The organism is Streptosporangium sp. NBC_01810 (genome assembly GCF_035917355.1).
Lineage (GTDB): Bacteria > Actinomycetota > Actinomycetes > Streptosporangiales > Streptosporangiaceae > Streptosporangium.
This window is the reverse complement of sequence record NZ_CP109070.1, coordinates 3072382-3094257: the sequence shown is the minus strand read 5'-3', so window position 1 is coordinate 3094257 and position 21876 is coordinate 3072382. Positions and strand designations below refer to the sequence as shown.

The following is a 21876-nucleotide window of genomic DNA, read 5'->3' as shown; positions in this document are numbered from 1 at the left end:
AGCGTGCGGGAACAGCAGGACGTCACACGGCGGCGCGAACTGATGCGGCGAATGATGGCCGAGGCGGGGCTCGGCCCCGGCAGGGACCGGATCGCCCCACGCGGATCCGGGGACCCCGCCCCGCTGTCCTACGCGCAGCAGAGCATGTGGCTGCACCACCGGACGTTTCCCACCAGCCCGGCCTACAACGTGTGCCTGCTGGTGCGCATGTCGGGTGAGCTCGACCCGGAGGCGCTGCGCGAGGCGCTGCGGGCTCTCATCCGCCGCCACGCGGTGCTGCGCACCACCTACGGCGACGCCCCTGACGGCGGCGGCCCTGACGACGACGCCCCTGACGACGGCGGCCCGGTGCAGCACGTCGCCGCCGACGACTCCCTCGACCTGCCGGTGCTCGACTGCACCGACGCCGAGGCGCGCGCCGGGTACGTCGCGGCGCTCCCCTTCGACCTGCGCGCCGAGAGGCCGATCCGGCTGGAACTGCTCCGGCTCGGCACGCGGAGGTACGCCCTCGTCCTGGTCGTGCACCACATCGCCTGGGACGGCATGACCTGGGGTTCGCTCTCGCGTGACCTGTCGGCGCTGTACCGGGCCTCCGTCCTGGGCGAGCCCGACGGCCTTCCCACGCCGACCGTCCAGTATCCGGACTTCGCCGCCTGGGAGCAGGGCCGCCCGCACTCTCCCGAGGAGATGGACTACTGGCGGCGGCGCCTCGACCCGCCGCCCGCACCCCTCGACCTGCCCGCCGACCGTCCGCGTGGCGCGACCGTCTCCGAGCGGGGCGGACGCCGGGCACGCCGTTTCGACGACGCGGTCACCGAGGGGATGCGGGAACTGGCCGTCGCCGAGAACGTCACCCCGTACATGGTGATGCTCGCCGCCCACGCGGTGCTGCTGCACCGCTACACCGGCGCCACCGACATCGCGGTCGGCTCGGCGGTCATGAACCGCGAGCACGCCGAGATCGAGCGGCTGGCCGGCAACTTCGGCAACACCCTCGTGCTCCGCACCGACCTGTCCGGCGCGCCCACCTTCCGCGAGGTCCTGCACCGGGTCCGCGACACCTGCACCGAGGGGTTCGCGCACCGGACGCTGCCCTACGACACGATCGTTCGGGAGCTGCGGCCCGCCCGGCAGCGCGGCAGGTCGCCGTTCTTCGACACCATGCTGCTCTTCCTCACCCAGGAGATCGGTGAGCTGGACCTGCCGGGCGTCACCACGAGCTGGACGCACATCCACAACGGCACCACTCACTTCGACCTGTCGCTTGAGGCGTTCGTCAGGCCGCGGGGCATGACCGTCGAGGCCACCTTCCGGCGAGAGCTGTTCGACGACGAGCGGATCGACGCGCTGCTGGCCCATCTGGAGACGCTGCTGGACAGCGCGGTGAGCCGCCCGGACCTGCGGATCGCCGACCTGGAGTTGCTCGGCGCGGACGAGCCGGCCCTGCTGGCCAAGTGGAACGACACCGCATGCCCCCGCCAGGACACGACGGTGACCTCCCTGTTCGAGGAGCAGGCCGCGCGCACCCCGGACGCGGTCGCCGTCGACGGCGAGTCCGGCACGCTCACCTACGCAGAGTTGGACCGGCGGGCCTCGGATCTCGCCCGGCTGCTGCGCGAGCGCGGCGCGGGCCCCGACCGGCTCGTCGCGCTGGCCCTGCCCCGTACCCCGGACCTGGTGGTCGCGCTGCTGGCCGTGCTGAAGTCCGGCGCCGCCTATCTGCCACTGGACACAGACCACCCGGCCGACCGGCTGGCCTACATGATCCAGGACGCGGACCCGCTCTGCGTGATCGCGACCCCGGAGACCGCGGCCCTCCTCCCCGAGGGCACCGCGGTGCTGGCACCATCCGGGGTGCTGCCCGGGGCGCCGTCCGGGGTGCTGCCCGAGCATGGGCCGTCGCACCCGGCGAGCGGCGGTGACCTGGCGTACGTCATCTACACCTCGGGCTCGACCGGCCGCCCCAAGGGCGTGGCCATCCCGCACACCGCGCTCACCGCCTTCCTCCTCACCATGCGAGAGCGCCTCGCTCTGGGCGCCGATGACCGGCTCGTCGCGGTGACCACGATCGCCTTCGACATCGCGGCACTGGAGCTGTACGTACCGCTGATCAGCGGCGCGACCGTCGTGCTGGCCGGACGCGAGACCGTACGCGAACCGGCGGCACTGGGCGCGCTGCTCAGCGGCGCGACCATCGTGCAGGGCACCCCGTCGCTGCTGGGTTCGCTGGAGCCGGCCGCGCTCGCCGGGCTGCGGGTGCTCGTCGGCGGCGAGGCCCTGCCGGCCGCACTCGCCGAGACCCTCCACTCGGTGGCGGCGTCGGCGGTCAACGTGTACGGGCCGACCGAGGCGACGATCTGGGCGACCTCCGCGGACCTGCCGGCGGCCGGGATCGGCCGTCCCTTCCCCAACACCCGCGCCTACGTCCTGGATCCCGCACTGCGCCTCGCGCCCATCGGCGTCCCCGGGGAGCTCTATCTCGCGGGCGAGCAGCTGGCCCGAGGCTACGCAGGCCGCCCGGGTCTGACCGCGGAACGCTTCGTCGCAGACCCCTTCGGCACGCCGGGCGAGCGCATGTACCGCACCGGGGACCTGGCCCGCTGGAGTCGGGACGGGTCGCTGGAGTACCTGGGGCGCGGCGACGACCAGGTGAAGATCCGCGGGTTCCGGATCGAACCCGATGAGGTGCAGGCCGTGCTCGCCGCCCACCCCGGTGTCGCGCGGGTCGCGGTCGTGGTCCGCGAGGACACGCCGGGCGAGGGGAGACTCGTCGCCTACGTCGTGCCGCGCCCCGGCTTCCTGGAGGCGGACCTGCGGGCCGCCGCGGCCAGGGCACTGCCCGAATACATGCTGCCCGGCGCGATGGTCACCCTTGCGGAGCTGCCGCGGACCGTCAACGGCAAGCTCGACCGGGCCGCGCTGCCCGCCCCCGAGGTCCAGGTGTCGAGCCGGGGGCCGCGCGACGACCGAGAGGCGGCGCTCTGCGCGGTCTTCGCCGAGACGCTCGGCCTGGACACGCTGGGAATCGACGTGGGAATCGACGACGACTTCTTCGCGCTGGGCGGCCACTCCCTGCTGGCCACCCGCCTCGCCGGCCGGGTACGCGCCGCGCTCGACGCCGAACTCACCATCGCCGACGTCTTCGAGGCACCCACCGTCGCCGCGCTGGCGCCCAGGCTGGTGCGGGGCACCCGGCCGAGGGTGCGCGACGTGACCAGACCCGAGATCGTCCCCGCCTCGGCGGCCCAGCGTGGCTTCTGGTTCGAGGAGCGCCTGCGCGGCCCCTCGGCCGCCGACGGGCTCCCGCTCGGTCTGCGCCTGCGCGGCCCGGTCGACGTCGACGCGCTGCGCGCCGCGTTCGGCGACGTCGTCGCCCGGCACGAGGCGTTGCGCACCCTGCTGGTAGAGGGTCCCGACGGGTTGCCGGTCCAGCGTGTCCTGGAGGTCGGTGAGGTTGGCGAGGTCGCGTTCGACGTGGTGGACGCGCGGGGCTGGACCGGGGAGCGGCTGCGCGCCGCCGAGACGCGGGCCGCCTCGCACGTCTTCGACCTCGGCGCCGACCTGCCGATCCGGGCGACCCTGCTGCGTGTCTCCGCCGAGGAGTCCGTGCTGGTCGTGCTCCAGCACCACGCCGCCGCCGACGAGTGGTCGTTCACGCCGCTGCTCGCCGACCTGTCTCGCGCCTACACCGCCCGCGGCGCGGGCACCGCGCCCGACTGGGTCCCGCTGCCCGTGCAGTACGCCGACTACGCCGTCTGGCAGAGCCGGACCGCCGAGTTCGCCGACCAGCTCGCCTTCTGGGAGCGGACGCTCCGCAAGCTTCCCGAGGAGAGCACGCCGCCGACCGACCGGCCCCGGCCCGCCGAGGTGAGTCACCGGGGCGGGCCGGCGTCGTTCGAGCTGCCGCTGGCCGGCGCGCGCAGGCTGGCCCTGGAGACCGGCACCAGCGTGTTCATGGTCCTGCACGCCGCCGTGGCCGCGCTCCTGCACCGGGCGGGCGCGGGCGACGACGTGGCGCTCGGCTCGCCCATCGCGGGCCGGGCGGACGCAGACCTCGCGGACCTGGTCGGGGTGTTCGTCAACCTCGTCGTGCTCCGCACCGACCTGTCGGGAGACCCGGCCTTCACCGAACTACTTGAGCGGGTCCGCCACACCGACCTGGCCGCGTTCTCCAACTCCGACGTGCCGTTCGAGCAGGTCGTGGAGCGGCTCGCGCCGGAGCGCTCGCTCGCCCGCAGCCCGCTGTTCCAGGTGATGATCGTCCATCAGAGGCTGGAGGACGTGCGGCTGCGGCTGCCCGGCGTGCGCGCCGAGCCGTTCCTGCCCGAGACCGGCGGCGTCAAATTCGACCTGGACATCTACTTCGCCGAGGGCGAGGAGCGCATCGAGGGGTTCGTCGCCTACGCCACCGACCTCTTCGACGCCGAAACCGTCACCGGCCTGCTCGCCGACCTGGGCGAGCTGCTGGAGCGGGTCACCGAGGAACCTGCGCGGCGTCTGTCGTCGCTCGGCGCCCCGGTCGCGCGGCCCGACACCGCCCGCGAGTTCCCCCCGCTCACCGTCGCCGAGCACATCGAGGCACAGGCGGCGCGCACGCCGCACGCCACGGCCGTCGTCAGCGGCGGCACCGCGCTCGGCTACGCCGAACTGGACGAGCGCGCCGAGGCCCTCGCCGACCGGCTCGCCGCGGCGGGAGCGGGTCCCGAGAAAATCGTCGCGATCGCGTTGCCCCGCTCGGCCGAGTTCGTCGTGGCCCTGCTCGCGGTGCTCAAGACCGGCGCGGCCTACCTGCCCGTCGACACGACCTACCCCCGCTCCCGCGTCGAGATGATGCTGCAGGTCGCCCGGCCCCTGCTGGTCGTCGGCGTGGACGAGCCGCCGCTGGACGCGCCGCCCCGCGCCCGGCCCCGGCTCCACCCCGACCACCCCGCGTACGTGATCTTCACCTCGGGGTCCACCGGGACACCCAAGGCCGTCGTCGGGACCCAGCGGGCGCTGGCCAACCGGCTCGCCTGGGGTGCCGAGCTCGCCGCGGTCGGCGTGCGGGTGGCCAAGAGCTCACCGGCCTTCATCGACGGCAGCACCGAACTGCTCGGCGGTCTCATCGCCGGTGACACCGTCGTCGTCGCGGACGACGACACGGCCACCGACGCGCTCGCCCTGGCCGAGCTGATCCGTGGCCACGGGGTGAACCTGGTGACGGTCGTGCCGAGCCTGCTGGCCGCGCTCCTGGAGACCGGGGAGCTCGGCTCGGTGACCACCTGGGTGAGCAGCGGCGAGGCCCTGCCCGCAGCCCTGGCCGAGCGGGTACCCGCCCGGCTGGTCAACCTGTACGGCTGCTCCGAGGCGGCAGGGGACAGCCTGATCGCCGAGGGCGGCGGCCTGGTCCCGATCGCCAACACCGCCGCGTACGTCCTGGACGCCGGGCTCCGCGAGGTGCCGGTCGGCGAGCTCTACCTCGCCGGAGACGGCCTGGCGCGCGGGTATCTCGGCGACCAGGGCCGCACCGCCGAGCGGTTCGTCGCCAACCCCTTCGGCCCGCCGGGATCGCGGCTCTACCGCACCGGCGACCGGGTGCGCCGCCGCCGCGACGGCGCCCTGGACTTCCTGGGCAGGGCCGACGACCAGATCAAGATCCGTGGCTTCCGGGTCGAACCCGGTGAGGTCGAGGCGGTGCTCGCCGCCCAGCCCGGCGTGCGGCAGGCGGTCGTGGCGGCTCGCTCGGGCCCGCGCCTCGTCGGCTACGTCGTGGGTGAGATCGGTCTCGACCTCGACGCGCTGCACGACCGGCTCGGCGAGATCCTGCCGGACCATCTGGTCCCCTCCGTGCTGGTCGGCCTCGACCGGCTGCCGCTCACTCCCAACGGCAAGCTTGACAGGAGGGCGCTGCCCGAGCCCGCCGCCCGCGAGGGCAGGGCGCCGCGGACCGACGCCGAGCGCGGCCTCGCCGGGCTCGTCGCCGAGATCCTCGGGCGGGACGGCGTCAACGCCGACGACGACTTCTTCCGCACCGGCGGCGACAGCATCAGCGCGGCCCTGCTCGTGGGACGCGCCCGCCGCGCGGGCCTCTCCTTCACGGTCCGCGACGTCTTCCGGTCACGTACCGTCGAGGCCCTGGCCCGGATCGCGGCGGCCCCGCCCGCCGAGGCCAAGACGGCCGGCTCCGCCGAGCACGCGGACGTGCTGTCCGCCGAGCACGCGGACGTGCTGTCCGCCGAGCACGCGGACGTGCTGTCCGCCGAGCACGCGGACGTGCTGTCCGGTGAGGTCGTGAGCCTCCGTCCAGACGGCCCGGCCGGCGAGGTCGCGGCGGCCGGGGCATCCGAGTCGCGGACCGAGCTGCCGCTCTCGCCGCTGCAGGAAGGACTGCTTTTCCACCTGATGCTGGCCGGCGAGGACCGGGACGTCTACGTCCAGCAGGCCGTGGTGACCCTGTCAGGGCCCGTCGACCCCGGCAGCCTCGCCGGGGCCGCGCGCCAGGTGCTGCTGAAGTTCCCCAACCTGCGGGCCGGGTTCCGCACCGACGCCGGCCGGAGCGTGCAGTTCGTCCCGGAGCGGTTCGAGGTCGACTGGACCTACGCCGAGACCGGCGGGGCGGAGGCACTGGAGGCGTTCGTCGAGGCCCAGCGCGCCCGGCCGTTCGTCCCCGACTCCCCGCCGCTGATCCGCTTCGCGCTGGCCAGGGTGGGCGAGGGCGACTTCCGGCTGGTGCTCACCTCCGAGCTGATCCTGCTGGACGGCTGGTCGGGCGGCCTGCTGGTCACCTCGCTGCTGGAGTTCTACACCGACGCCGACGCCGAGCGGGCCCGCCCCGTGGTCGGTTTCCCCGCCTACCTCGACTGGGTGAACGGGCAGGACCGGCAGGCCGCGATCAAGTCCTGGGGCCGCGCTCTGGACGGGCTCGACGAGCCGACCCTGCTCAGGCCCGAGCTGGCCGACCGCCCCGCCGACCTCGCCGGTGCCGGGGAGATCCACCGCGAGCTGCCCGAGGGCCTCGCCGACCGGCTCGGCGCCCTCGCCCGGGAGTCCGGCCTGACCCTCGCCGCCCTGTACGAGAGCGCCTGGGGACTGCTCCTGGCGGGCCTGACCGGCCGCGACGACGTGGTCTTCGGCGTCTCGGTGTCCGGCCGCCACCCCGACGTCGACGGCGTCGAGTCCGTCGTCGGGCTGCTGTTCAACACGGTCCCCGTCCGGGTGCGGGCCGGTGCGGCAGAACCGCTGCGCGCCGTACTGGAACGGACGCAGACCTTCCAGTCGGAGCTGTTCGACCACTCCTACGTCGCGCTCGCCGACGTGCAGCGGGCGGCGGGCCTCGGGACCCTCTTCGACACCCTCTTCGTGTTCCAGAACTTCCCCGGCATGCCCACCGAGCGAGGCTTCGGCCCCGCCGGCGACGTGCGGGTGCTCGGCCGCCAGGTCCGCGACGCGACCCACTACCCGATCACCATGGTCGTCGAGCCCGGCGCGGGCCTGCGCGTCATGTACCGGGGCGACGCCTTCACCGAGGCCGAGGCCGAACGCCTCACCGACCGGTACGTGCGTGTCCTGGAGACCCTCGCCACCGTGCCCGAGACCCCCTGCCACCGGCTCGGCCTGCTCCTGCCGGACGAGCACGACCGGCTGCGCCGCGACTGGGCCGAGGCAGAACGGTCCGTGCCCGGCCTCACCATCGCCGAACTGCTCGCCGAGCAGGCCGAGCGCACTCCGCACGAGCTCGCCCTGGTCTCCCAGCCCGACGTGCGGCTCAGCTACGCCGAGCTGGACGCCGCGGCCAACCGGCTGGCCAGGCTGCTCAGGGCACACGGAGCGGGCCCCGAGCGGGTGGTCGCCCTGGCATTGCCCCGGTCGGCGGAGATGGTCGTCGCGCTGTTCGCGGTGCTCAAGACGGGGGCCGCCTACCTTCCCCTGGAGCTGGACTACCCGGCCGAGCGGCTCGACTTCATGCTGGCCGACGCCGCCCCCGTCTGCCTCGTCTCGCACCGGGACATCGCCGCCGGGCTGACCTGCCCGGGTGCCTCGATCCCGCTCGACGACCCGGCCGTACGGGAGAGGCTGGCAGCCCTGCCGGGCACCGGACTGGCGGGGGAGGAACTGCCCGATTTCGGCAGGGACGTGCCGGGCCGGCTGGACCACCCGGCGTACGTGATCTACACCTCCGGCTCCACCGGGCGCCCCAAGGGCGTGGTCACCCCCTACCGGGGCCTGACCAACATGCAGTTCAACCACCGGGCCAACATCTTCGACCCGGTCGTGGCCTCGGCCGGGCGCCGGCTGCGGATCGCGCACACCGTGTCGTTCTCCTTCGACATGTCGTGGGAGGAGTTGCTCTGGCTCATCGAGGGCCACGAGGTGCACGTCTGCGACGAGGAACTGCGGCGCGACGCCGAGGCGCTCACCGAGTACCTGCGGCGTCACCGGATCGACGTGATCAACGTGACGCCGACGTACGCGCAGCAGCTCCTGGAGGAGGGGCTGCTCGACGGGGAGCACCGCCCGCCGCTCGTGCTGCTGGGCGGCGAGGCCGTCCCCGCGGCGGTCTGGGACCGGCTCGCGCAGGCCGAGGGGGTGCTCGGCTACAACCTCTACGGCCCGACCGAGTACACCATCAACACGCTGGGCGGCGGCACCGAGGACAGCGCCACACCCACGGTCGGCAGGCCGATCTGGAACACCCGGGGCTACGTGCTCGACGGCTGGCTGCGGCCGGTCCCGCCGGGCGCGCCGGGGGAGCTCTACATCACCGGCGCGGGCCTGGCCAGAGGCTACCTCGACCGGCCCGGCCTGACCGCCGAACGGTTCGTGGCCGACCCGTTCGGCGGCGGCCGGATGTACCGGACCGGCGACCTCGTACGGGTCCGCCGGGACGGCAACATCGACTTCCTGGGCCGTACCGACGAGCAGGTGAAGATCCGCGGCTACCGGGTCGAGCTGGAGGAGGTCGAGAGCGCGCTGGCGGCCGAGCCCGGCGTCGGGCAGGCGGCCGTCATCGCGGTCGGCACCGACGTGCCCGGCGTGAAGCGTCTCATCGGCTACGTGGTGCCCGACGGCGCCGCGCGGCCCGACGCCGAACGCGAGCACCTGGCCGAATGGCGGCAGATCTACGACGCCGAGTACACCGAGATCGGCACGGCGGTCCACACCGAGGACTTCGCGGGCTGGGACAGCAGCTACGACGGGCTGCCCATCCCGCTGGAGCACATGCGCGAGTGGCGCGACACCACGGTGGCCCGGATCTGGGACCTCAACCCCCGGCGGGTGCTGGAGATCGGCGTCGGCACCGGCCTGCTGCTGTCGCGGCTGGCCCCCGGTTGCGAGGAGTACTGGGGCACCGACTTCGCGGCCCCCGTCATCGCCAAGCTCCAGGCCGACCTCGGCCCCGACTCGCCGGTACGTCTGAGCTGCCGGCCCGCGCACGATACCGACGGGCTGCCCGCCGGCTACTTCGACACCGTCGTCATCAACTCGGTGATCCAGTACTTCCCGAGTGCCGGATACCTCGCCGGCGTGATCGCCGCCGCGATGGACCTGCTCGCCCCCGGCGGCGCGCTGTTCGTCGGCGACGTGCGCGACCTGCGGTCGGTGCGCTGCCTGCACACGGCGATCCAGCTCGGCAGGGACGGCGGCGCCGGTGGCGGCGACATCGGTACGGCGGCGATCGACCGGGCGGTGCGGATGGAGAAGGAGCTCCTCCTCGACCCCGCGTTCTTCGCCGCCCTCGACCTGGACGCACGGGTGGAGGTCCGTACCAAGCGCGGCGTCCACCACAACGAGCTCAGCAGGCACCGCTACGACGTGACGCTCCGGAAGTCACCCGCCGTATCGCTCGCAGCATCGCTCGCAGCACTGCCCGCCGTATCGCTCGCCGCCGAGATCCCGATCGTGGACTGGGCCGGGCCCGACGACCTGGCCGGACGCCTTCCCGGGCCGCTCAGGGTGCGCGCCATCCCCGACCCCAGGCTCTCGGCCGAGCTGGCCGCGCTGCGCGCGATCGAGGGCGGAGCCTCCGCGCGGGAGGCGCGCGAGCTGCTGCGGGCATCCCCGCAGGGCATCGAACCCGAACTGCTGTACGCGCTCGACCCCGGTGTGGTGACCACCCCCTCGGCCGAGATCGGCCACTACGACGCCGTATTCGGCGGCGGGGCAGCCTTCCTGCCGGCCGACCCCGGCCGCGGGCCCGCGTCGTACGCGAACAACCCGGCGGCCGCCCGCGACCACGGGGTGCTCGCCGCCCGGGTGCGCGAGGGGCTCAGGCGGCGGCTGCCCGGCTACATGGTGCCGAGCGCGGTCATGACGCTGGACGCGCTCCCGCTGACCGTCAACGGCAAGCTGGACAGGCGGGCCCTGCCCGCCCCCGACCGGCAGGGGCCGCGCGGCAGTGTCCGCGCCGCCAGGACCGCCGTGGAACAGCTGCTGTGCACGCTCTTCGGCGAGGTGCTCGACATCGCCGGCGTCGGCATCGACGACAACTTCTTCGAGCTGGGCGGCCACTCGCTGCTGGCGACCCGGCTGGTCGGCAGGGTCCGCGCGGTGCTGCGCGTCGAGCTCGCGATCCGGGACCTGTTCGAGGCGCCGAACGTCGCCGAACTCGCCACCCGGCTGCACGACAGAGCCGGTGTCACGCTCAGGCCCCCGCTGACTCCCCGGCAGCGCCCCGAGCGCGTCCCGCTGTCGTACGCGCAGCGCCGGCTCTGGCTGCTCGACCAGATCCTGCGCGAGGACGAAGGCCCCCGCGAGGCGTACCACCTGCCGCTGGCCGTGCACCTGAGCGGTGAGATCGACCTGGCCGCGCTGGAGGCCGCGCTCGGCGACGTGACGGCCAGGCACGAGAGCCTGCGGACCGTCTTCGCCGAGCACGAGGGCGTGCCCTACCAGCGGGTCCTGCCGCCGGAGCGGGCGCGCCCGGTCCTGGAGATCGCGACCTGCGCGCCCGAGGAGGTGATCGCGCGCCCGTTCGACCTCGCCACCCGGATCCCGCTGCGGGTCGCGCTCATCCCCGAGGGGGAGAACGAGCACCTACTGCTCGCGGTCTTCCATCACATCGCGTTCGACGAGTGGTCCTTCGGGCCGTTCGCCAGGGACGTGGCGCGCGCCTACGCCGCGCGGCTGGAGGGAGCGGCGCCGGCCACCGAGCCCCCCGCGGTGCAGTACGCCGACTACACGCTCTGGCAGCGCGAGCTGCTCGGCGATCCCGCCGACCCGGGCAGCCCGCACGCCCGCCAGCTCGCCTACTGGGCGAAGGCGCTGTCGGGCATGCCGGCGGAGATCCCGCTGCCGGTGGACCGGCCCAGACCGGCCACCGTCGGCCAGCGCGGTGCGACCGCGACCAGGCAGCTGCCGGGGGCGCTGGCCGAACGGCTCCGCGAGCTCGCGCGCGGTGCCCAGGGGAGCATGTTCATGGTCTGCCAGAGCGCGGTCGCCGCGCTGCTGCACCGCGCGGGCGCGGGGGAGGACATCCCGCTGGGCAGCCCCGTCGCGGGCCGCACCGACGAGGCGGCCGGTGACCTGGTCGGCTTCTTCGTCAACACGCTCGTGCTCCGCGCCGACGCCTCGGGTGACCCTTCGTTCGCCGAGCTGCTCGCCCGCGTCCGCGACACCGACCTGGCCGGTCTGGCCAACCAGGACCTGCCGTTCGAGGCGCTCGTCGAGGCGCTGCGGCCACCCCGGGTGCCCGGCCGCAACCCGCTCTTCCAGGTGATGGTCGGCTACGAGAACCAGGCCATGGGGGATGTGCGCTTCCCCGGGCTGCGGCAGCGCGAGGCGCTCTTCAGCCCGCCCGCGGCGAAGTTCGACCTGGACTTCATCTTCAGGGAGCGGGCTGAGGAGCTCCATCTCATCGTCGACTACTCGGCGGACCTGTTCGACCCGGCCACGATCGACACGATGCTCCGCGCGCTCGTGGACGTGCTGGAGACCGTCGCGGACGACCCGGAGACGCGCCTGAGCGACCTGCCGGTGGCGCTTGAGGCCCGTACGGTCACTCAGGCCGGCACCGGGTACGCCGTCCGGCGCGACGACGATCGCGAGGCGCTGCTGTGCCGGGCGTTCGCCGAGGTCCTCCAGGTGGACGCGGTCGGGCCGCACGACAACTTCTTCGAGCTGGGCGGCCACTCGCTGCTCGCCATGGAGCTGGTGCGCCGGATCCGGAGGGAACCGGGCTGTGCGGGAGTGAGGATCGCGACACTCATGACCGCCCAGACCGTCGCCGAACTCGTGAACCGCCTGGAGTGACCTCCTCCCCACGGCTGAAGCCGGGGACCTGGTCTCGCCCGGATCGGGATTCCCGTACGGGGGACTTCACAGAATCGGCAAAGATTGTTAGGTTAGGCTTACCTAATATTTAGTGCCCTTCGGGGCTCTGGGAGGACATCCATATCTATGCGCGACACGATGCGCCGCCTGGCCGCGACAGGAACGCTGCTGCTGGGCCTCGGCCTGGTGGGCGCGTGCGCCGGTGACGGTGACGGCGAACAACCCGCCGCGAGCACCTCGGCGACCCAGGCCGCCTCCGGATTCCCGGTCACCATCACGCACAAACTCGGCACCACCACGATCGAATCCGCACCTCAGCGCATCGTCGCCCTCGGCGAGGTCGACCAGGACACCCTGCTCGCCCTGGGCGTGCAGCCGGTCGCCATGGCGGAGCTGACCGGAATCCAGGCCGACGGGCTCACCCCCTGGACCGCCCCCAGGATCTCCGGAGCCAAGCCGGCGCTGCTGAAGGCCGGTGAGTCGGGCTTCTCGCTGGAGCAGATCGCCGCACTCAAGCCGGACCTGATCCTCGCGGGCGGCGACTACTACATCGACAAGGAGTACGCCAACCTCTCCCAGCTCGCACCGACCACCGCCTACGAGACCGGTCCCGCCGAGGACTCGTGGCAGACGGTGGCCCGCCAGGTCGCCAAGGCGGTCGGCAAGGCCGACGAGGGCGAGAAGCTCGTCACCGACGTCGAAGCGAAGATCGACTCGGTCAAGACCGCCTACCCCGAGCTGGCCGGCAAGAAGTTCGCGCTGACCAGCGTCTTCCCCTCGGGGAACATCGGCGTGCTGAAGTCCGACACGGACATCAGCGTCCAGCTCTTCAACCAGTTCGGGCTGGTACTGCCCGAGGAGATCAGGACGCTTCCCGGTGACGGCTTCGCGGCCGAGCTGAGCATGGAGAAGATCAAGGTCCTCGACGTCGACCTGCTGCTCAGCCACTACAACGACGACGCCGCCACCCAGAAGAAGATCGAGGCCAACAAGCTCTTCGCCGGCCTCGACGTGGTCAGGCGGGGCTCCTACGTGCCGCTGGACCTCGCCGCGTTCTGGCCGCTGCGCACGCCGACGCCGCTGGCGGTCCCCTACGTGATCGACCAGGTCGTGCCGGAGGTGGCCAAGGCCGTCGGCGCGTCCTGACACACCACGCCCGCACCCTTCCCCCCGCCGCCTCCGTCGCGGGGGGACCATCCCCTCAACATGTGAGAGGCGAACATGTCGAGCCCGGTCTATGACGTCGTGGGCATCGGTTTTGGTCCTTCCAACCTCGCGCTCGCGGTGGCCCTGGAAGAGGAGTACGGCTCCGGTGTGAACGCGGTCTTCTTCGAAAGGCAACCCGCCTTCGGCTGGCACCGCAACATGCTCATCGAGGGCGCCACGATGCAGGTGCACTTCCTCAAGGACCTGGTCACCCTGCGCAATCCCGCAAGCTCCTACTCCTTCCTGTCCTACCTCCAGGACAGGGGGAGGCTGGTCGACTTCATCAACCACAAGACCATGTTCCCCACCCGGCTGGAGTTCCACGACTACCTGGAATGGGTCGCCTCCTCCTTCGCCGGCCTGGTGCGCTACGACTCCGAGGTCGTCGCGGTACGTCCGTACGACGACGACACCCTCGAAGTCGTCGTGGAACGCGGTGACGAGCTGCACACCTGCCTGACGCGCAACCTCGTGATCGCGGTCGGGCTCGAACCCGTGCTGCCCGACGGAGTGCGGCAGGGCGATCGGATCTGGCACACCGAGGAGCTGCTGGCCCGGCTCGAATCCCTCGGCGAGCGCGACCCCGGACGGTTCGTCGTGGTCGGCGCCGGGCAGAGCGCGGCCGAGGCGGTCGAGCACCTGCACCGCACCTACCCGTCCGCGGAGGTCTGCGCCGTCTTCACCAGGTACGGCTACTCACCGGCCGACGACAGCCCGTTCGCCAACCGTATCTTCGACCCGCAGGCAGTCGACCACTTCTTCGCCGCCCCCGGGGAGGTGAAGCGCATGCTGCTCGCCTACTCCAGAAACACCAACTACTCGGTGGTGGACCTCGACCTCATCGACGAGCTCTACCGGCGTTCCTACGCGGAGAAGGTCGCGGGCGTCGAGCGGCTGCGCATGCTGAACGTCTCCCGCCTGCTCGACATGGACGACGACGGTGACAGCGCCCGCGTCCGGATGTGCTTCCTGCCCACGGGCGAGGTGAGCACGATCGAGGCCGACGCGGTCGTCTGCGCGACCGGCTACCGCGAGCGCGACCCGCGCGACCTGCTCGGCGAGGCACGCGAGCACTGCCGTACGGGTGAGATGGGCGAGCTGCTGGTGGAGCGCGACTACCGGGTCGTCACCGATCCCGGGCAGAGGTGGGGCGTCTACCTGCAGGGGGCCACCGAGGACACCCACGGGATCGCCTCCTCGCTGCTGTCCATGACCGCCGTCCGCACCGGAGAGATCGTGCGCTCCATCGCCCGGCGCTCGGCGGGGGTCCCCCAGGGGGCCGAGCCGTAACCGGACCCTCGGCCCGCTCGGGCGCGGACCGTCCTCACTCGCGGCCCCGTGACGTCTCGACACGGAGCGATCGGTTACGTGACTCTACGTGTTCACTTGATTACCTTTGGTGTCGTTGTATTCCGTAGGTAACCGAGGAGGATCATGAACACCTTCATCCGCAGTGCCCGCATCGGCCTGGCAGGGGCGGTTCTGGCCGGCGTCGGCCTGCTCGGCGTACTTCCCGTGACCGGTGCCCACGCCGAGTCGTCCCAGGCCGCACCGGCGGTTGCCTGCTCGCACACGGCCGCGGACGGCTGGATCTGCTTCCTGCGGTACTGCGACCGTTACTACTGCTACTACGACTGCTATCCAACCCTGGCCGCGCGTAACAAGGGAGAGAAGCCTTCCGAGACCGTTCGTGTTCCCAAGCCCGAGGGGACACCTCCCGCCCAGATCACCAGGCCCTGACCGGCGGAGCCGTGAGGTCGTGGACCGGGTACGCGCGGTCGTGCCGTCCACGCTGGGGAAAGCGCACCGCGAGGGTTCCTGCGGTGCGCCGGGTGGCCGTCCGGGCAGATGCTCGGGCGGCCACGGGAAGCGCAGCACCTCGCACCGCCGTGTCGACGTCATCCGCGCCGAGACCGTCGCCAACCGGCCACGCTAAGGCACGTTGCAGAAACAGCACCAGGGCGCGCCGCCGAGCGGCTCCGTCCCCGCTCGGGCGATGGGACGTCCGGTTCAGGGGTGGAGGGCGAGCCCCTTGAGTACCTTGTCGACCCCGTTGCGCGGCCCGTGCACCGCGAGCCCGACCAGGCGAAGCTCATCGGAGGGCACGGCGCGCACCGCGGCCCGGTTGTCCTCGTCGTTGTCGGTCTTGAACAGCTCCTCCGTGTACAGGGCCACCTCCAGCCCGTGCGCTGGCCGGGTTCGCGGGCCGCGCGGCCGGGCTGCCGCTGTTCGCCGCGCCGGTCGTCCACGACCCGGTGCTCGCCGGAGGGCTGGGCCGCCTGCACGCCGCACTCCTCGGCGGAGCCCCCGCCCTGATCGCCGACGAGCTGCTGGACGCGGTCATCCCCGCCCTGGTCCGCCGCGCGGCCCTCAGTGGTCCCGTCGCGAGGGGCCCGCGGTTCCGGGCGGGGAGCCGGGGTACGGCGGGCGTCGCCGGGCGCGTGGCGGAACTGCTCGAGGACGACTACCGGACCGACCACAGCGCCGACTTCCTGATTGAGGCCCAGGTTGAGGCGACGGGCGCATTCGAGATTGAGGCCCAGGTTGAGGCGACGGGCGCATTCGAGTAGGCCGACGCCCTTGTCCAGGAGGTCGTGGACTTGGTGCCGGCGTTCGCAGCGCGGTCGCATGCGATACCAGCAACAGCTAGAGCACGAGACAGACGAGCGCCCGCCCGGCCCGCCGGCTCCCTGGCCAACGCGCCCAGCTGATCGGTGAGCCGCCTCGTCCGCCGTTGACAACGCTCCAGAAGCCCAGGAACCTGCTCCCGGAACGTCCGCCGCGGGCAACTCCAAACCGGACAGGCCATCCGCCGTATCCTGACCACCACGACCACCCGCCGACCATCCATCGGCACATCAGTGACCGTCCGCCGACACCAGCCGTGCACCCGCTTCGTCAGCGTCGCACACCCTGGACACGGCACTGGATCATCCCGCGTCCGTGCCACCACGCGGATGAGATCACCCTCATCCGCCACACCCTCAATGATCAGCGCGGACAGCCCGGCAAACACCACGCTCGCAAGAACGTCAGCCTCCAGCACCCCTCACCCTGACACGAGGTGACGCACAGCTACCACCGATACGAGACAGAGCCGAAAAACACTCCCCCCACCCGGTGAGCCCGTACAAGATCGGAGACACTGCATGTCCACGCTCGAACCTCACGTCATCGGCCGGCAATCAGATGGCACGCTCCTGATCGGCCTTGATCACATGGCGATCATCACGCACGAGATCGAAGGAGGTGCATTCCACACCCGCATCGGTTCCGCTTACGCCCACACCCGGTGGAACGTCGTCAACGAGCCGATACCAGCAGGGCTGATCAGCGATGAAGACCTCGCCCAGCTCAAGGAACGCGAAATCGAGTACCTCGCGTGGAGGCGATCAATCGACACTCCCGGAGGACTAACGCTATGACGTTGACATGGACCCGGTTCGGCTTCACCTTCACTGCCGTCCCGCTGGAAATCAAAAGCATCCCGAAGAACCCCGAGGAGACCCAATGACCTTTCACTCTTGACGACGCCTACAAGCTCGCCAAACGTGCCCACACCGGGCAGGCTCGTGAAGCGGGCAGACATCGGCCACAACTCCGATCCCGAGCGCCTCGCCGCGCTGGAGCCGAAGAAGGCCGAGAGCCTCGCCCACCGATACGAGAAGGCGCTCGCGATCCTCGATTCGTGCGAGGCGGCAGGGTGGAAGCCCGACCCCCAGGAGGACCGTTGACCGACGACATGCTGTCCTGGCTCGGCCATGAGGTGGAGGCGAGACTCGCCACAGCCCGCGCCGCAGCGGACAAACTTTTCTAGGATCCGGGAATGACGTTGTTCATCACAACCAAAGCCAGCGACTACTACCACCTGACCGAATGTCCAGGGTTCCAGGCAGGTCGCCGCGGCAGCGAACAGGCCGGATATACGCTCCACGACATTCTGGAAATGAGCGAGGCGGACGCCCGCGCAGCAGGCAAAAAGCCATGCAAGCAGTGTGTATCCGACCGGTCGTGAGGAAGGCCCGAGAGCTAGATATGCCAGTAGACCCACTGGGGTCTACCTGGAATCGAACCAGGATAGAAGGAAGCTCTCGAATGGCCTCACGACCGAAAAACGAGGAAAGCGGGAAGGCTAGAACTTTTTTAAGAAGGTGAGAAGGAAGCCCTCCCATGGCCTCGCGATCTCCACACTATCAGGCGGGAATCAGCTCGTGCAGCGTCCCAGGCGTGTACACCCGTGCACCCTCCGGTAGATCAGCCGGCGCCTGCAAGCCGATGTAGGTGGCGTGCTCACCCTGCGAGCCCTTCCGCCGCAGCAGGTCGGCCAGGTACCGGACGCGCAGGTGGTCACGTTCAACGATCGAACGCACCAGGAGAGAGGCCGTGACGCGGTTGCCTTCCACCTGGTTGAAGCCAGGGTGCCCCTTCAGGTAGAGGTGCAGCCACTTCACCCGCCAGGCGCCGTCGTCGCCGCGCAGGAAGACGAGCGGCAGGGCGACCCGCCCTGACCCGCGCAGGTCGGACTTCATCCGCACGGTGCGAGGCTCGAACGGCATGCCCTCCTGCTCGGCGTCCCTGCTCATGTATCCGAAGAACGCCTCAGCCGCTTCGTCGAACGCCTCGCCGCTGTAGATGTTGACCTGCGGGATGATGATTGACTTGGTCGCCTGGGCGAGGCGGATGTTGACGAACTCGGTCGCGCCGTCGGCGGCGTCGGTGAGGTCACCGGAGTATTCAGCGAAGCCGTTGCTGTAGCTCGTCCACGAGATGTGCTCGGGATTGCCGTAGGAGGCGTCCAGCATCAGGGCCGACAGGTCGTAGTCGGTGCGCCGCTCGGCCTGCCGCCAGTAGACGAAGAACCGCAGCAGCTCCCCGTCCACCGCCGACAGCGAGCCGCGCGGCAGCATTCCAAGTCCGGGCGCGACGGCCTTGCCCGACAGCGGCAGGGCGATGTCGAGCGCGTCGGGATCGACGATCAGCTCGCCGGGGTCGGGAAGCCTCCGGGTGATCTCCTCGTCCAAGATGGACACTGCCCGCGACACGACATCCTCCTCGATCGGGGAGCGTGCATCGGCTGCCGTCCATGCTCTGCCGTGCCGGTTGGCGAAGACACGCCCTGCGACGGGGACGAGCCGGTTCTGCAGGTGCTCACGCAACGACAGCAGGACCCGGCAGGAGGCGCCCACCGCGGCCTTCTCTGCGGCGTCCAGCACGGCCGAGGCCGACATGCCGGTCCGCAGCAGGTGATCGAGACGGCGCAGCAGCGCGCCGGGCGCCTTCTCCAGCAGGTCGACCGCGTCGTCGGTGCGGCCCTCCGACAGGGCCGCCTCCACCCGGCTGTCGAGACCACGCGCCTGGCGTACCCCTCTGGCGACCTCGAAGACGTGTGCGGCGCGCGGGAAGCTCGGATACTCGCCGGGGTGGAGCCGTTCACCGAGCCGCTTCCACTGCTCCCGGTACCGCGGCACGTCGCCGAGCTTGGCCGGGGAGGCGACCGTGTCCAGGGCCTGCAGGAGAGTCCGGCGCTCAGCCCGAGGAAACGAGCGGAACCTGGTGGGGGTGGCCAGCGTGACGTCTCCGCCGGAGCAGCCGCAGGCGAGACGCAGCACGTCGGTCACCGTGTCCACGAGCAGCGGGCGACCGGCGGCCAGGCGCACCTCGTTGATGACGGCGCGGTTCTCGCGCACCGGGATGCGTTCGGGCTCGTCGGCGCAGAACGCGGCCAGTATGCGGAGCGCCGCCAGGTCTTCGGCGGACAGCGGCACTTCCGAGCCCGCCAGCGAGAAGTACAGCTCGCGCGCCTCCGACTCCAGGCTTCCGCCCAGCTCCAGCATGGTCACCCGGTCGCCGGCCAGCGGGATCAGCTCGGCGTGCGCGGCCAGCAGGTCGGCGTAGGTGTGCTGGTAACGGCCGTAGCCGGGCAGCACGAGCAGGTTGAGCGTCGCCGGCTGGACGCGCGTGGCGGCGACCGGGTCGAGCAGCGCCTCCCGCAGGAGCCCGGCCCAGAACTCGATGGTGTCGGGGACGTTCTTGGGGAAGTTGAGGAAGTAGGCGTTGTGCTGCACGTGGTCGCCGACCAGGTGGCGGACGGCGGCCAGGACCCGCACGCCGAGATCGACCACGGTTTCGCCGCGCAGCCTCGCCAGGCGGTCGAGCAGGGCCGCCGAGCACTTGAAGCCGACGCTCAGCAGTGCGGCGTCGAGTTGGCGGGCGGCCACCTCTCCCCAGCTCGGGTGGGAGCCGGCGGGAGTGTCGCCGATGGGGACGCGCAGCCGCCGGGCGATGACGAGGCTTTCCATAGTGTCCACGGATGCACCTTATAGCCGGGACATGTCTGCGTTCTGTGGGTTTTCTGGGCCTGCGCGATCTCGCTTAAAGGGGGCAATTTAATAACGCATCCCTGGAATGATCTCTGGTGTCTGAACGCTGAAACGCGAAAGGCGGCCTCCGCACCCACGGAGACCGCCCGAGACTTTCGCCACATCAGACCCGCAACCCCCCGCGTGTCTCCCGCAAGCGTACGACCTCGGGGAGACCACGATGCCTTACTGGATTCACTCCGCACCTGACGACCTCGACGACGGCCTGCGGGAGTGCGCCCGCGCCGGACGATGCTCCGACGCCCGCCTCGAGGTCGTGGCCGGCAAGACGGTCCGCCGCGGCGCCTTCACCCCGCGCGCCTACTGCGACTCCTGCCGTGGCATCTTCGACGGCGCGAAATGCCGTCAGTGCGGTGTCGTGTACACGGCGCAGGAGTACCGGGACCTTGTCGCCGCGACCGGAGACATGATCCGCCGAGCTGGTGTTCGCCGGCGCAGCCTCGCCGCACCGGGCTCCTTCGACGACATCGAAGCTCGCCGCGCCTGAGCGGCGAAAACCAGTACGACCCGCGCCGTGAAGCGTCCTACGCTGCCAGCACGGCGCGGTATCGACCCTTTCCAGATCGTAGACCCCTATGCCGAAGCAGGTAGCAAACCGGCTCATCTCGTGGGCGAGTGACATCGAGCCTGAGACGATCAAGCAGGCCGCCCGTACCGCACGCCTCCCGTTCATCGAGGGACACGTTGCCCTCATGCCCGACGCCCACGTCGGCATGGGTGCCACGGTCGGCTCCGTCATCCCCACCCGAGGCGCGATCATCCCGTCCGCGGTTGGTGTGGACATCGGCTGCGGCATGATCGCAACCGAAACCAACCTCACCACTTCCGACCTGCCCGACGACCTGTCCGAGCTCATGCCGTTGGTCGAGCAGCAGATCCCAGTTCGGCACCCTCGGCTCCGGCAACCACTTCGTCGAGGTCTGCCTCGACGAGCGTGACCACGTGTGGACTGTCCTGCACTCCGGATCCCGCGGCATTGGCAACCAGCTCGCCACCAAGCACATCGCCGAGGCGAAGAAGCTGATGGCGCAGTACTTCATCACCCTGGATGACCCGGACCTTGCCTACCTGGTGCAGGGCACCCCGCAGTTCACTGCCTACATCCGCGACATGCTGTGGTCGCAGCGGTACGCCATGGGCTCCCGTGCCCGCATGGACAGGGTCCTCAGCGCAGCCCTGTTCGGCGTCGTCGGCAAGGGCGATCGGACTCGAACGATCAATTGCTTCGCTGGTGAGACCCCAGTGATGACGAGTTCAGGTGTACGGCCCATCGCCGAGCTGTCCGGGGGCGTCCATGAGCTGCTCACCACGGACGGTGAATGGGTCAAGGCCCCGGTCCAGTCGTTCGGCCGTCAGAAGCTCATGCGTGTGCGGCTGTCCCGAAACGGTGTCGAGAAGATCGTCTACGCGACGCCTGGCCACCGCTGGCTCCTACGCACGCACTCCAGCGGTGGCACACGCTACTGGGAGAAGCGGCCTGTCGAGGTGACCACGGCCGAGCTGCAGCAGGGGAACCGTCTCGCTTGGACCTTCGCCAAGAGGCCAGATGGGATGGTCGTGGGCAACGATGGAGCCGCAAGGGGCTTCGTTTTCGGCGATGGATCGGTGACCTCCCGCAACAGGTCCCGTGCGATCTTCTGCGGCGACAGGGATCTCGCCCTGTTGCATCTCTTCGAGGGCGTCGGCAACCCGCCACGGGCCTACGACGGCATGAAAGTGATCAGCGGGCTGCCCGTGGAGTGGAAGACGAGCATGCCGTCACTTGACAGCGCGCCTTCCTACCTTTACGGCTGGCGGGCTACATCGAGCAGGCCATGCTGGTCGCAGGCTGGCATTTCTACGACGTGCTCAACCCGTCGACCTCGGATGCGGCCAGGATCGGCGCCCGGCAACGTCGAGGAAGGTGATGTGGCTGGCGTCGTGCGGCGGCCGCCAGCGGAGGGCAGCGTCTGACTTCGGGCGGGCGAGGGAACAGCAGCCGGGCATTACGGTGGCCGATGTGCCCCCGCGTATCCATCCAGCTCAGCCGTACTCGTGGAGG

General features: G+C 71.1%; 13 protein-coding genes and 1 pseudogene. 11 read left to right on the top strand and 3 right to left on the bottom strand.

The features are described from left to right. The first annotated feature begins 3 nt into the window (after positions 1–3). The 4 genes from OIE13_RS13805 (at position 4) to OIE13_RS13790 (ending at position 15195) form a co-directional block, all read left to right on the top strand. On the top strand, positions 4–12228 hold the full coding sequence (locus OIE13_RS13805) for a non-ribosomal peptide synthetase (protein WP_326830100.1): 12225 nt from the start codon (positions 4–6) through the stop codon (positions 12226–12228). A 147-nt stretch (positions 12229–12375) separates the two neighbouring features. Continuing rightward, complete coding sequence (locus OIE13_RS13800) at positions 12376–13395, top strand: iron-siderophore ABC transporter substrate-binding protein (RefSeq protein ID WP_326639616.1); 1020 nt, start codon at positions 12376–12378, stop codon at positions 13393–13395. Between the two features lie 75 nt (positions 13396–13470). Next, complete coding sequence (locus tag OIE13_RS13795; protein ID WP_326639620.1) at positions 13471–14745, top strand: lysine N(6)-hydroxylase/L-ornithine N(5)-oxygenase family protein; 1275 nt, start codon at positions 13471–13473, stop codon at positions 14743–14745. A gap of 144 nt (positions 14746–14889) precedes the next feature. Continuing rightward, entirely contained in the window at positions 14890–15195 is a 306-nt protein-coding gene (locus tag OIE13_RS13790; RefSeq protein WP_326639621.1) for a hypothetical protein, read from the top strand. 270 nt (positions 15196–15465) lie between these two features. On the opposite strand, the gene OIE13_RS36695 is transcribed toward OIE13_RS13790, so the two are convergent. Then, complete coding sequence (locus OIE13_RS36695; protein ID WP_442811586.1) at positions 15466–15747, bottom strand: DUF2000 family protein; 282 nt, start codon at positions 15745–15747, stop codon at positions 15466–15468. Between OIE13_RS36695 and OIE13_RS13780 the strand changes: the two genes are divergently transcribed. Then, positions 15711–16025, top strand: a complete 315-nt coding sequence (locus tag OIE13_RS13780; protein ID WP_326830343.1) for a hypothetical protein — start codon at positions 15711–15713, stop codon at positions 16023–16025. The genes OIE13_RS36695 and OIE13_RS13780 overlap by 37 nt on opposite strands. A gap of 16 nt (positions 16026–16041) precedes the next feature. Here OIE13_RS13780 and OIE13_RS13775 read toward each other — a convergent pair. Continuing rightward, positions 16042–16501 (bottom strand): annotated as a pseudogene (locus OIE13_RS13775) (transposase family protein); the annotation flags it as partial. Positions 16502–16604: 103 nt separating this feature from the next. On the opposite strand from OIE13_RS13775, the gene OIE13_RS13770 reads away from it, so the two are divergent. The 3 genes from OIE13_RS13770 to OIE13_RS13760 all read left to right on the top strand — a co-directional run bounded on the left by OIE13_RS13770 (position 16605) and on the right by OIE13_RS13760 (position 17470). Beyond that, on the top strand, positions 16605–16880 hold the full coding sequence (locus tag OIE13_RS13770; protein ID WP_326639623.1) for a hypothetical protein: 276 nt from the start codon (positions 16605–16607) through the stop codon (positions 16878–16880). 147 nt (positions 16881–17027) lie between these two features. Further along, positions 17028–17189 (top strand): hypothetical protein, encoded by a 162-nt coding sequence (locus tag OIE13_RS13765; RefSeq protein WP_326639625.1) that lies wholly within the window; start codon positions 17028–17030, stop codon positions 17187–17189. Positions 17190–17281: 92 nt separating this feature from the next. Continuing rightward, positions 17282–17470 (top strand): hypothetical protein, encoded by a 189-nt coding sequence (locus OIE13_RS13760; RefSeq protein ID WP_326639627.1) that lies wholly within the window; start codon positions 17282–17284, stop codon positions 17468–17470. Between the two features lie 178 nt (positions 17471–17648). Here OIE13_RS13760 and OIE13_RS13755 read toward each other — a convergent pair whose 3' ends face one another. Beyond that, positions 17649–19754: a hypothetical protein gene (locus tag OIE13_RS13755; protein ID WP_326647085.1), complete on the bottom strand. Its 2106-nt coding sequence runs from the start codon at positions 19752–19754 to the stop codon at positions 17649–17651. A gap of 241 nt (positions 19755–19995) precedes the next feature. Between OIE13_RS13755 and OIE13_RS13750 the strand changes: the two genes are divergently transcribed. The 3 genes from OIE13_RS13750 to OIE13_RS13740 all read left to right on the top strand — a co-directional run bounded on the left by OIE13_RS13750 (position 19996) and on the right by OIE13_RS13740 (position 21788). Then, positions 19996–20322, top strand: a complete 327-nt coding sequence (locus OIE13_RS13750) for a hypothetical protein (protein WP_326639629.1) — start codon at positions 19996–19998, stop codon at positions 20320–20322. A gap of 88 nt (positions 20323–20410) precedes the next feature. Beyond that, positions 20411–20773 (top strand): RtcB family protein, encoded by a 363-nt coding sequence (locus tag OIE13_RS13745; RefSeq protein ID WP_326830099.1) that lies wholly within the window; start codon positions 20411–20413, stop codon positions 20771–20773. A gap of 4 nt (positions 20774–20777) precedes the next feature. Continuing rightward, positions 20778–21788 carry an RtcB family protein gene (locus tag OIE13_RS13740; protein WP_326830098.1) on the top strand — a complete coding sequence of 337 codons (1011 nt, stop codon included), beginning with the start codon at positions 20778–20780 and terminating at the stop codon, positions 21786–21788. Positions 21789–21876: the final 88 nt, after the last annotated feature.